The following is an 11,610-nucleotide window of genomic DNA, read 5'->3' as shown; positions in this document are numbered from 1 at the left end:
ACCTTCGTCGTCACCAGGTTGCGCGCGGGGTCCTCCTTGAGGATGCCCGTCGGCTCGCCGGTGCGCGGGTCCTTCACCACCTCGCCGCCGGACGGGGCGACTGTGGCGCGGGTGACGCCGGCGATGCGCAGCGCCGCGGAGTTCACCCACGAGGTGTGGCCGTCCACGCGGGTGAGGATGACGGGATTGCCGGGCGCGGCACGGTCCAGCACCTCCTTCGTCGGCCAGCCGCCCGGTCCGAGCTCTCCGGCGGGGAGGCGCGTCTGGTCCCATCCCCGCCCCAGGATCCACTCGCCGGGCGCGGCGCGGGCGGCGGCCTCGCGCACGCGGCGCTCGATCTCCGCCGTGCTCGTCGTCCCCAGCAGGTCGACGGCGAGGAGCGACCCGCCGCCCGCGGGGATGTGGATGTGCGCGTCGTTGAACCCCGGCGTCACCAGCTTCCCGCCGAGGTCGACCACGCGCGTCCGTACGCTAGCCAGTGCGCGAACCTCCGCGTCGCTCCCCGCCGCGATCACCTTGCCGTCACGCACCGCCAGCGCCTGGACGACGGTGCTCGCGCTGTCGGCGACGAAGACGCGGCCGTTGACCAGCACCATGTCGGCCGCGGCGGCGTCGAGGGCGTGCGCTGACTCCGCGGTCGCCGCGCTCCCGGCCGTGGCGTCGGGGATGATGGGCGGCGTACGGGCGACGGTGGCCTGCGAGCAGGCCGCGAGCGCCGCGGCGAGCGGAAGAAGTCGGTTCAGCCGCATGAGGATGGGGATCTCGGGGGATGAAGATGGTTGCTGGCCGCCAATCTACGCCGTAGCGTGAGCGCGCGGAACCGCGCACCGCGGGGGTCGCGGCACTGGCGGTGCATGGTGCGGCGGCGAGGAAATCGCAAACGGAACCCGGCGGATCGAGAGGATCGATGAACCTGAACCCTGCGCACATCCACCTGCTGGTGAACCACATCCCGGTGTTCGGCAGCATCTTCGCGGCGCTGCTGATCGGCTGGGGGCTGCTGCGGAAGAGCGAGGAGGTGCTGCGGCTGGGGCTGATCGTGGGCGTGATCATCGGCGCGGCCACGTGGGGCGTGCAGCTGACCGGCGAGCCCGCCGAGCACACCATCGTGGGGATCGAGGGCGTGTCGCGGCGCATCATCCACGCGCACGAGGAGGCGGGCGAGCTGGCGTCGTACGTGGCGGTGGCGTTCGGCGTGGCCGCGCTGATCACGCTGCTGCTGATGCGCCGGCGGCGCGGCGCCGCGCGGGCGATGGCGGTGCTGACGCTGCTGATGGGGCTCGTGGATTTCGGGATGATGGCCTGGACCGCCAACCTCGGCGGCGAGATCCGCCACCCCGAGATCCGCGCCGGCTTCGTCCCCCCGCCGCCCCCGCCGCGCCCCGCGCGCCCGCCCAACGGCGAAGGCGGCGAGAAGGATTGAGCGAAGGACGGGGATCACAAGTCGGGGATCACATCTGCGCGGATGGCCTGGATTGGATGCGGCGCACGCGCGGAGGCCCCCCTCCCCGCGCTTCGCGCGACCCCCCCCCCAAACCCGACTGGGGGGAGGGTGTTTTTTAGAAAGACATCTCCGCGCACCCGCGTCTGCTGGTGTGCGGAGATGTTTGGGCGGGAGTCCGCGAAGGCGGACTTCGGGCCGTTGTTGCCGCGATTTCAATCGCCCGTCACACCCGGCCTGGCATCCCCTTGCCCCCATCTCCACGCGCCCCGTAATTGCACGCATCCGCGCCGGTGGCTGCGCGGCGGACCGAAACCGGGAGGGGGCTCATGCGGCTCGGGATGGTGGGGCTGGGGAAGATGGGCGGGAACATGGTCACCCGCCTGCTCGGCGGCGGCCACGAAGTCGTCGTGTTCGACCGCGACCCCGAGGTCACGCGGAAAGTCGGCGAAGCCCAGGGCGCCACCGCCGTCGCCTCGCTCGAGGAGATGGCGCAGGCGCTCCAATCCCCCCGCGTCGTCTGGGTGATGGTCCCCGCCGGCGCGCCCACCGAGGACACCCTGCAGAAGCTGGCCGCCCTCCTCCACCCCGGCGACGTGCTGATCGACGGCGGCAACTCCAACTTCCACGACAGCCAGCGCCGCGCGGCCGAGCTCGAGGAGCGCGGCCTCCACTTCGTCGACGCGGGGACCAGCGGCGGCGTATGGGGGCTGAAGGTGGGCTACTGCCTGATGGTCGGCGGCGCGCCCGAGGCCGTCTCCATCTGCGAGCCGGCGTTCCGCACCCTCGCGCCGGAGGACGGCTATCTCCACGTGGGCCCGAGCGGCGCCGGGCACTTCGTGAAGATGGTGCACAACGGCATCGAGTACGGGCTGCTGCAGGCGTACGCCGAGGGGTTCGAGATCATGCACGCCAGCGAGTATCCCCTCGACCTGCGCGCCATCGCCGGGCTGTGGAACCACGGCAGCGTCGTCCGCTCCTGGCTGCTGGAGCTGCTGGAGCGCGCCTACGCCGCGGAGGGGCAGGACCTCGAATCGATCAAGGGATGGGTGGCCGACAGCGGCGAGGGGCGGTGGACGGTGCAGACCGCGCTCGACCTCGACGTCCCCGCGCCCGTCATTACCCTGTCGCTGCTGCAGCGCTTCCGCTCGCGGCAGGAGCAGAGCTACGGCGCGCAGGTCATCGCCGCGCTACGCAACCAGTTCGGCGGGCACGCGGTGAAGGCCGCGGGCGGCGGAGGGCACGTCGGCGGATGAGCGACCCGAATTCCTCCACCGAGGTCACCATGGCCTCGGGCGCGCCGGCGGAGACGCCGCTGCGCAAGACCATGAAGAGCGGGCGCACGCCGCAGCCGCTGGCGCTGGTCATCTTCGGCGCCACGGGCGACCTCACGCGCCGCAAGCTGATGCCCGCCGTCTACAAGCTCTTCTGCGACGGCCTCCTTCCCGAACACTTCGCCGTCGTCGGCTTCGCGCGCGAGAAGATGGACGACGGCGAGTTCCGCCGGCGCATGCACGACGCGCTGGCCGAGTTCGCCACGAAGCCGAGCGACGAGGAGTGGGCGCGCTTCTCCCCCCATCTGGCCTACGTCGGCTCCGTTTTCGAGGATCCCGCGGGCTTCCGCGCGCTGGACCAGCGGCTGAAGGAGATGGACGAGGAGCACGGGTGCGGCGGAAACCGGCTCTACTACCTGGCCGTCCCGCCGGGGGTGATGGAGCTCGTCGCCGAGCAGCTGGGGCGCGCGGGGATGGTGTGCGACCCGCGGGACAGGTGCTTCACCCGGATCATCGTGGAGAAGCCGTTCGGGCACGACCTGGAATCGGCCAGGAAGCTGAACGACGACCTGCACCGGGTGTTCGACGAGCGGCAGATCTTCCGCATCGACCACTACCTGGGGAAGGAGACCACGCAGAACATCCTGGTCTTCCGCTTCGGGAACGTGATCTGGGAGCCGGTGTGGAGCCGCAACTACGTGGACCACGTGGAGATCACCGTCGCGGAGACCGTCGGCGTGGAGCAGCGCGCGGGCTACTACGAGAAGGCCGGCGCGCTCCGCGACATGGTGCAGAGCCACCTCCTGCAGGTGCTCGCCCTCGTCGCCATGGAGGCGCCCGCGAGCTACGACGCGGACTCCATCCGCACCGAGAAGGTGAAGGTGCTGCGCTCCATCCGCCCCATCCGCGGCGAGGACGTGAACCACGACGCGGTGCGCGGCCAGTACGCGCGCTCGGAGGACGGGGAGATGCCCGGCTACCGCGAGGAGCCCAACGTCGCGCCGGATTCACGCACGGAGACGTTCGCGGCGCTGCGCGTGTGGATCGACAACTGGCGCTGGGCCGACGTCCCCTTCTACCTGCGCACGGGGAAGCGGCTGAAGAAGAAGGTGAGCGAGGTCGTCGTGCGCTTCCGCCCCGCGCCGCACCCGATCCTCGACAACGTGGAGGGCGACACGCCGGCGCCCAACGCGCTGGTGCTGAAGATCCAGCCGCAGGAGGGGATCAGCCTCTTCTTCGAGGCCAAGGTGCCGGGGATGCGCGGCGAGCTGCGTCCCGTGTCGATGGACTTCGACTACAGCCGCGCCTTCCAGCGCGAATCTCCCGAGGCCTACCAGCGCCTCCTGCTCGACGCGATGGTCGGCGACGCGACGCTCTTCGCGCGCGAGGACGAGGTGGTGGCCGCGTGGACGCTGGTGACGCCGATCCTGGAGGAGTGGGCGCGCGGCGGCGAGCCGGAGCCGTACGCGGCCGGTGGCTGGGGCCCCGCCTGCTCCGACCGCCTCCTCCGCGACGACGGCCGCGAGTGGCACGAGCCGTGAGGCGGGGAGACCTGCCGACCGCGGAGGCCGGCACGGATGCTCAGCGCGGCCCTGGCGCGGCCGGGGGATCGTCCTCCGGGGGGTAGATCCCCGCCATCGCGCGCTCCAGCGCCGCGCGCAGGTCGGCGGCGCGGGCGCCCTGGTGGTAGGCGGCCACCACCGCGGGGCGGATGAGGCCCGCCAGGTCGTCCACGCGCGCGGGCTCGCCGGCGGGGCGCTCCGCGATCCGGGTGCCGCGCGCGCCGTCGGTCACCACCACGCCCTGCCGCTCCAGCTCGGCGTAGGCCCGGGCCACCGTCCCCGGCGCGATGTCGAGCTCGTCCGCCAGCGCGCGCACCGACGGCAGACGCTGGCCGGGCGCGGCACGGCCGGTGGCCGCCGCCTCCCGCACCTGCGCCACGATCTGCTCGTAGATCGAGCGGTCCGACGCGTCGTCGATGCGGATGCCGAACGCTGCCGCGGCGGCGGACTCCATCGCGCGCAGCGATTCGAGGGTGAAGCCGAGCTCTCCCAGCGCGCGGGCGGCCGCCTCCTTCCCCTGGCGGACGATGCCGGCCAGGAGATGGCGCGAGGTGACGATCTCCGCGCCTGTGCGGTGAGCCTCCTCCATCGCCAACTCCAGCGCGCGCTTGGCGCCGCCGGTGTACGGGAGCTCGGTGCCGGGCGTCACCACGCGCGGGTCCGCGGCCGTGGCGGAGGTCAGCCGCCGCCGTAGCTCGTCGGCGTCGACACCCGCCGCGGCCAGCGCCCGCGCGCCCTCGCAGCGCGCGTCCGCCACGATGCCGAGCACCTGGTGCGTGGTGGTGACCTGCCCATGGCCCAGGGAGATGGCCGCGTCGCGGGTCCGGGCGAGCGCCTCGCGGACGTCGTCGCCGAAGACCAGGGCACCTCGCCGTGCCGGTGCACCCTGCGGTGCGGGCGGCTCCGGCTCGTTCGAAAACCAGATCTTGAACATCGCGGCCTCTCTTGCAGGCGTTGGATGTACCACTTGAAATGTTACATCAAGCGAGATGATTGTGTCAACCTTGATGGTACAAGATGACGAGGGACGAGCGTCGAAACCGTCCGCGGCCGGATTTTCCGACGCCATGCATCCGCCCGACTTTTCCACGATTCCGCAGATGAATGGTCTGGTGCTTCGCCCCGCACTCCTGGCGCTCGCGATCATCGTCGCGGCGATGGCGGCTGGCGGCTGCGGCCGCGCGGAGCAGGCTCCCGCCCGCGCCGCCGGGACTGTCGCCACCGTCGACTCCGTTACCGCTCCTTCCGCACCTGCCCGCGACACCGCCCTGCGCTGGAGGGAGCCGCGCCAGCCTGAGGACCGCTGCCGCCGCGCGGACGGCTCCGACGATCGGCCTCGTGCGGAGAATCCGGACGGGAGCGTCGGTCACGAGGACCTCAGCCACGGCTTGGCGTTCCTCTGTGCGCTGCGCGACGGGCATCCGGCGCGGCTGGTGCTGCAGGCGGACACGTACGGTATCCCCGCCAGGGTGCTCGTCCACGATCCGCCCACAGCCGTGTCCGCGTCCGATACCCTGTCGATCGGCGAGGAGCCGGGGGAGGCCGAGCCACCCTACGCCGGCGGCACCATCCTCGAGGGCGAGGACCTGAACGGCGACGGCTGGACCGACGTGCGGGTGATGACGTTCTTCGGCTCGGGCGGGCGGATGTTCGACGTCTTCCGCTACGACCCGCGGCGCGGCCGGTTCGAGAAGGACACCGTGCTCAGCGAGGGAGGCAACATCCGCCACGTGGCCGGGACCTCGTGCACGCGGAGCTCGTGGAAGATGGGCGCGGGAACCCACTCGTACATGGAGTGGTGCTGGCGCGGCGGGAGATGGGTCCCCACGCAGGGCGAGAGCTGGGAGTACAGCAGCGCGCTGAGCTCGCGGGACGTCTCGGTCTCCATCCACCAGAGACACGAGTATCGCGGCGGCCGGATGCGGCTCGTGAGCGCCGACACCACCCGCGAGCGGATCCGTTGATACGATCCGGGAAGACGCCGGGCGCGATCCTGCCGGGTGGGTGATCGGCGCGGGACGAGAGCGCCGGATCCCACCCGTCAGAACAGCGGCGGCAGCCCACCGCCGTGCGCGTCTCCCCAGATCTGGAGCACGCGGGTGATCACGGGCACGCCGTTGTCGGAGTTGGTGGCGACGAACACCCCGTCGCCGCGGTCCGGCGACACGATGAAGTAGGCGCGCGCGCCGGGATTTCCGCCGCTGTGGTAGACGTACGTCCGCCCGTCGGGCGCACGGTGGGTGCCGTGTCCCAGGCCGTACGTGGCGCCGGACACACCCTCCAGCGTCACGGCCGCCATCGGCCGTGCGACCTGGTCCAGTTCCGCGCGGCCGATCACGCGCCGGTCCGTGCCGCTCCATGCACGGGCGTATGCGCGCATCAGCCGTGCGAAATCGTCCGCGCTGGTCCACAGGCCGCCGGCGGAGGTACCCACGAAGCGGTAGGCGGGCACGGGATTCCCCGCCTCGTCGTATCCCACCGCCGCGCCCGGCCGCGCCGTGCCGAACGTGCTCTCGCGCATCCCCAGCGGCCGGAGGACGGCGCGCTCCATCCACGCCTCGAAGCGCTCGCCCGTCACGTCTTCCATCACCAGCTGCAGCAGCGTGTAGCCGCCGCCGGAGTATCGCCACGCCGCCCCCGGCGCCGCTTCGATGCGCAGGGGGCCCCGGTCTCCCGCGCGCCCGTCCAGCACCTCCAGCAGCGACGGCGCCGCCGAATCCGCGCGGAACCAGGGGACGGCGCCGATCCCCACGCCGGCCGTGTGGCTCAGCAGCCGCCGCACGGTCACGCTCTCCGCCGGCGCGGCGCCGTCCGGCAGCCGCCAGCGGCGGGCCAGCGAGTTCACCGGCGCGTCGAGCGGAAGGCGTCCCTCTCGCCACAGCCGCATCGCCCCCAGCGCCGTGACCGCCTTGGAGACGGACGCCACGTTCAGCGGCGTGCGGGCGGTGAAGCGTGCGCCCGTGGCCACGTTCGCCACGCCGTACCCGCGCGCCAGCACGATCCGTCCGCCCTCCACCATGGCCACGGCGGCGCCCGGCGCGTTCGCCTCGCGCAGCAGCGCGGGGACGGCGGAGTCGATGCGCGCCACCAGCGCGCCGGGCTGGGCGGCGAGCGGTTGGGCGGCCGTGGCCACCGCCGCGCCGAGGAGGAGGGCAGGAGTTCGCATGGCTGGATGGAGGTGCGGGGGTGAGCGGCCGGCATGGAACGCTACGCGCCGGCAACCCGCGGGGTTTCCGCCGCCGGGGCCGGGCCGCCGCCCGGTTTGCACGACCGGCGTGCACGGCTCAGAATCATGACGGCCCGCGGCAGGGCGGACAGAGGGCGTGAACCGACCGGGAGGGGGGATGAACGGCGCGAAGATCGAGCTCCACCCCGACGCGCACGCCGCGGCCCGCGCGGGCGCCGAGGCGTTCGCCGCGCAGGCGCGCGAGGCGGCGGAGGCGCGCGGCGTCTTCACCGTCGCCCTCTCCGGTGGCACGGCGCCGAAGGAGATGTACGCGCGCTACGCGTCCGACGAGTTCGTGACGCGCGTCCCCTGGGAGCGCGTGCACCTGTTCTGGGGCGACGACCGCTGCGTGCCCCCGGGCCATCCGCGCAGCAACTTCGCGATGGCGTGGGAGGCGTTCATCCGTCGCGTCCCCATCCCCGAGGCCAACGTGCACCGCATCCGCGGCGAGCTGCCGGCCGAGGAGGGCGCGCGGCTCTACCGCGACGAGCTGGAGCGCGTCTTCGGCCCCGGCCTCCCGCGCTTCGACGTGGTGCACCTGGGACTGGGGCCTGACGCGCACACCTGCTCGCTCTTCCCCTTCGACCCGCTGCTGCGCGAGCGCGACCTCACCGTCGCCCCGGCGCTGATGCGGGAGCTGGGCGAGCCGCGCGTCACCTTCACCTTCCCCGTGGTCAACGCCGCGCGGCGGGTGGAGATGTTCGTGGTCGGCGCGGGGAAGGCGGAGGTCGCGTGGAAGGTGCTGCGCGGCCCGCTCGACCCCTTCCGCCTCCCCGCCCAGAACGTCCGCCCGACGGAGGGGGAGATGGTGTGGATCATGGACGAGGCCGCGGCGGCGAAACTCCGGGACGGATCGCCGACGTAGGATACGCGCGCCGGGATTGACGGCGTTCGATCCGGCCGGCGATCATGGATCGTACGATCCAGCACGTGGGGAGCGAGATGACGGACGAGCGGCGATATGGAGAAGAGGAGGTCGCGGAGATCTTCGAGGCGGCGGCCAAGCGCCGCGCCTCGGAGGGGCGCGCCCTCACGGCCGGCGACGGGCTCACGCTCGCGGAGCTGCAGACGATCGGCGGCGACGTGGGGATCGCGCCCGAGGCCATCGGCGAGGCGGCGGCCGCGCTCGACCTGCGCCGCGGCGCCGCGCCCCGGCGCACGCACCTGGGGATGCCGGTGTCGGTCGGGAGAACGGTGACCCTGCCGCGCGCGCCGACGGACCGCGAGTGGGAGCTGCTGGTGGCCGAGCTGCGCGAGACCTTCGGCGCGCACGGGAAGGACCGCTCGCACGGCGGCCTGCGCGCGTGGACCAACGGCAACCTGCACGCGTACGTCGAGCCGACCGACGCCGGCCACCGCCTGCGCCTGGGCACGACCAAGAGCAACGGCGTGGCGCTGGGGCGGATGGGCATCGCCGGACTGGTGGCCGCGCTCTTCCTGCTGGTGTTCTACTACTTCACCGGCGAGCTGGCGCAGAACGTCGGTCTGGCGGTGCTCTTCGCGGCGTGGGGCGCGGTGGCGCTCGGCTCCAACGCGCTGCGCCTCCCCCGCTGGGCGCACGAGCGCGAGGAGCAGATGGAGTACATCGCCGCCCGCGCCAGGACGCTCATTGCAGGCCCAGCATCGGACGACAAGGACTGAAAACAGAAAGTCTCACGCAGAGTCAGCAGGGTCAGCAGGGAACTGCAGCTGCCCGCAGCTGTTTTATCTGCTAACTCTGCTAACTCTGCTAACTCTGCTAACTCTGCGTGAGAAAAAAGGAGAGGCGGAGATCGCGACGATCTCCGCCCCTTGCTTTTGATCTCCCGGCCGTGCCGTCAGTTGCGGGTGGCGCCGACGGTGCCGGGGTTGATGGACGGCGGCCGCGGCGCGGGGCGCATCATCGCCCCCACGCGCGCCGACTCGGGCGACAGCAGCGGCGGCGTGGGCAGGCCGTGGATCTTGTTGAGGTAGAAGTCGGCCACCTTCGCCCCGATCGGCGCCGCCGACCCCGACCCGCTCTCGCCGAACTCCACGATCACCGCCACCACGATCTCCGGCGCCTTGCCGCGCGGTCCCGCGAAGCCGGTGAACCACCCGTGCGGACGCCGCGGGTCGGCCGAGTTCTGCGACGTGCCCGTCTTCCCCAGCAGCGCCCAGTTGCGCAGCTCCACGGCGTGCGCGGTGCCGCCCTCCTCGATCACCCGCGCCATCCCCTCGCGCACCGCCGCGAGCGTGGCCGGCGTCACGTGCAGGTCGGTCTCCACCGGCACGTTGGGCTGCATCAGCAGGTGGGGGCGGCGAGAGGTCCCGTCGCCCGCCAGCGCGGAGAAGAACTGCGCCATCCTCAGCGGCGTCTGGTCGTTCGGCCCCTGGCCGATGGCCACGTTCATCACCTCGCTGGGCGGCGGCCGCCAGCCGAAGCGGTGGACGTACCACTCGCGCCCGCTGGGGAAGGTCCCCGACTTCTCCGACGGCAGGTCCACCCCCGTCTTCCGCGCGAACCCCAGCCGCGTTCCCTCGCGCGTCAGCACGTCCAGCCCGAGCTTGATCCCCAGCTGGTAGAAGTAGACGTTGCACGAGTTCTGGATGGCGTGCAGCAGGTCCTGCGGGCCGTGCCCCTCGCGGAACCAGCAGCGCGAGTAGCGGCCGGCGTAGCTCATCCCCCCCGTGCAGGGGATCGGCATCACCTCGGTGGGGGTGATCACCCCGCGCTCCAGCCCGATCAGCGCCGTGGCCAGCTTCCACGTGGAGCCGGGGGGATACGTCCCGTTGGCCGCGCGGTTGAGGAGCGGGCGGCCGGGGTCGGTGTTCAGCTGCTGCCAGACCGCGCGGGGGATGGAGCCGACCAGCAGGTTCGGGTCGTAGTTCGGCGCCGAGTACAGCGCCAGGATCTCGCCCGTCGACGGCACCATGGCCACCACGGCGCCGCGGCGGTCGGCCGGCCACACCTGGTGCACGTAGCGCTGGAGGTCCAGGTCCAGCGTCAGCCGCACGTCGTGCCCGGCGGTGGGCTCCTCCGTCAGCCGCCGTGCCACGCCGCGGACCAGCTTCCCGCGCGCGTCCACCTCCACGTAGCGCGCGCCGGCGGTGCCGCCCAGCGAACGCTCGTACTGCCGCTCCAGCCCCGTCTTGCCGATGTTCTGGCCGCTGCGGTAGCCGCGCCAGCTCTCGCTCTCCAGCTCGCGGTCGCTGATCTCGCTCACGTAGCCCACCACGTGCGCCACCGCCGCGCCCGCCGGGTAGTGGCGGATGGGATAGGGGTCGACGTGCATCCCCTTCAGCCGACCCACGCGCTCGGCGAACCACGACACCTGCGCGAAGCTCAGGTTGTGGCTCACGGGGATGGGCTCGTCGCGATGGCGCACGCCCCATTCCACCAGCTCCTGGATGCGCGCGTCGTCCAGCCCCAGCACCCCGGCCACCAGGCGCAGCCGGGCGCGGATCACGTCGGGCGTGGCCGGGTCGGTGGTCAGCGTGTAGCCGGTGACCGTCTCGGCGATGATCTTGCCGTTGCGGTCGACGATGGCGCCGCGCGGGGCGGGGATGGGCTGAATGCGGAAGCGGTTGTCGTCGGCGCGCAGCACGAACTCGTCGTTCTTCACCACCTGCGTGCGGAAGAACGCGCTTCCCAGCACCCCCAGCATCAGCACGATTCCCGCCGCCGCCTGCAGCGAGCGGCGGCGCCGGGCATGGGGATGGAACGGGTTGAACGGGCTCAGCGAGCGGTCGATCAGGGTTGCCATCAGCGACGGCGAGAGAAACGGCGGTGTGGGGGTGCCGTAAACATAGACGCTCGAACGCTTTCGCGCCAGCGCTACGTGAGATCGGCGCCTGGGTGTCGGTCAGCTCGTGTCGGGGGGAGACGGAAGAGATGACGCACGACCCCTCCTCCGCGTCACCAACGCGCGCGTCCGCGCCTTCGATCGGCTGCAATGAGACGGGATTCGCTGCGCGCCGGGTCGCGGAAAAACGAGGGATCACACGGCAGGCGTTCGACAGCACCGTTTTACACGTTGGCCATAAGAGGTTGAACAGCAACAAGATACAACAAGACCCCGTCGGACGCGTGTACAACGCGTCCGGCGGGGTCTGAATCGAGGCAAGTGCTTACACAGGTGTAACTTG

General features: G+C 72.1%; 10 protein-coding genes. 6 read left to right on the top strand and 4 right to left on the bottom strand.

Features of this window, described 5'->3' with window-relative positions; translation table 11 throughout:
- Positions 1-749: amidohydrolase family protein (locus VF092_26855; protein ID HEX6750937.1), on the bottom strand; the 749-nt coding region annotated here is incomplete at its 3' end.
- Between the two features lie 158 nt (positions 750-907).
- Here VF092_26855 and VF092_26850 point away from each other — a divergent pair.
- The 3 genes from VF092_26850 (at position 908) to zwf (ending at position 4,256) form a co-directional block, all read left to right on the top strand.
- Positions 908-1,423, top strand: a complete 516-nt coding sequence (locus VF092_26850) for a hypothetical protein (GenBank protein ID HEX6750936.1) — start codon at positions 908-910, stop codon at positions 1,421-1,423.
- A 347-nt stretch (positions 1,424-1,770) separates the two neighbouring features.
- On the top strand, positions 1,771-2,697 hold the full coding sequence (gnd, locus tag VF092_26845) for a decarboxylating 6-phosphogluconate dehydrogenase (protein HEX6750935.1): 927 nt from the start codon (positions 1,771-1,773) through the stop codon (positions 2,695-2,697).
- On the top strand, positions 2,694-4,256 hold the full coding sequence (gene zwf, locus VF092_26840; protein ID HEX6750934.1) for a glucose-6-phosphate dehydrogenase: 1,563 nt from the start codon (positions 2,694-2,696) through the stop codon (positions 4,254-4,256). The genes gnd and zwf overlap by 4 nt, the downstream gene beginning before the upstream one ends.
- A gap of 40 nt (positions 4,257-4,296) precedes the next feature.
- Here the strand turns inward: zwf and VF092_26835 are convergent, their stop codons facing one another.
- A complete protein-coding gene (locus tag VF092_26835) occupies positions 4,297-5,211 on the bottom strand; it encodes a Clp protease N-terminal domain-containing protein (protein HEX6750933.1) in 915 nt (304 codons plus the stop codon).
- 454 nt (positions 5,212-5,665) lie between these two features.
- Here VF092_26835 and VF092_26830 point away from each other — a divergent pair, with 454 nt between their 5' ends.
- Entirely contained in the window at positions 5,666-6,241 is a 576-nt protein-coding gene (locus tag VF092_26830) for a hypothetical protein (protein HEX6750932.1), read from the top strand.
- Between the two features lie 77 nt (positions 6,242-6,318).
- On the opposite strand, the gene VF092_26825 is transcribed toward VF092_26830, so the two are convergent.
- Positions 6,319-7,443: a serine hydrolase domain-containing protein gene (locus tag VF092_26825; protein HEX6750931.1), complete on the bottom strand. Its 1,125-nt coding sequence runs from the start codon at positions 7,441-7,443 to the stop codon at positions 6,319-6,321.
- Positions 7,444-7,621: 178 nt separating this feature from the next.
- Between VF092_26825 and pgl the strand changes: the two genes are divergently transcribed.
- The gene (gene pgl, locus VF092_26820; GenBank protein HEX6750930.1) at positions 7,622-8,368 is read left to right on the top strand and encodes a 6-phosphogluconolactonase; all 747 of its coding nucleotides are present in this window, start codon (positions 7,622-7,624) and stop codon (positions 8,366-8,368) included.
- Positions 8,369-8,412: 44 nt separating this feature from the next.
- The gene (locus VF092_26815) at positions 8,413-9,144 is read left to right on the top strand and encodes a hypothetical protein (protein ID HEX6750929.1); all 732 of its coding nucleotides are present in this window, start codon (positions 8,413-8,415) and stop codon (positions 9,142-9,144) included.
- Between the two features lie 176 nt (positions 9,145-9,320).
- Here the strand turns inward: VF092_26815 and mrdA are convergent, their stop codons facing one another.
- Positions 9,321-11,228 (bottom strand): penicillin-binding protein 2, encoded by a 1,908-nt coding sequence (gene mrdA, locus VF092_26810; protein HEX6750928.1) that lies wholly within the window; start codon positions 11,226-11,228, stop codon positions 9,321-9,323.
- Positions 11,229-11,610 lie beyond the last annotated feature (382 nt).

Source organism: Longimicrobium sp. (genome assembly GCA_036377595.1).
Lineage (GTDB): Bacteria > Gemmatimonadota > Gemmatimonadetes > Longimicrobiales > Longimicrobiaceae > Longimicrobium.
This window is presented reverse-complemented; position numbering and strand designations above follow the sequence as displayed.

Coding starts and splice junctions, on each gene's coding strand:
- pgl (HEX6750930.1), top strand. CDS start 7,622: ATGAACGGCGCGAAGATCGAGCTCCACCCCGACGCGCACGCCGCGGCC.
- VF092_26815 (HEX6750929.1), top strand. CDS start 8,413: ATGGATCGTACGATCCAGCACGTGGGGAGCGAGATGACGGACGAGCGG.
- mrdA (HEX6750928.1), bottom strand. CDS start 11,228: ATGGCAACCCTGATCGACCGCTCGCTGAGCCCGTTCAACCCGTTCCAT.
- zwf (HEX6750934.1), top strand. CDS start 2,694: ATGAGCGACCCGAATTCCTCCACCGAGGTCACCATGGCCTCGGGCGCG.
- VF092_26850 (HEX6750936.1), top strand. CDS start 908: ATGAACCTGAACCCTGCGCACATCCACCTGCTGGTGAACCACATCCCG.
- gnd (HEX6750935.1), top strand. CDS start 1,771: ATGCGGCTCGGGATGGTGGGGCTGGGGAAGATGGGCGGGAACATGGTC.
- VF092_26835 (HEX6750933.1), bottom strand. CDS start 5,211: ATGTTCAAGATCTGGTTTTCGAACGAGCCGGAGCCGCCCGCACCGCAG.
- VF092_26825 (HEX6750931.1), bottom strand. CDS start 7,443: ATGCGAACTCCTGCCCTCCTCCTCGGCGCGGCGGTGGCCACGGCCGCC.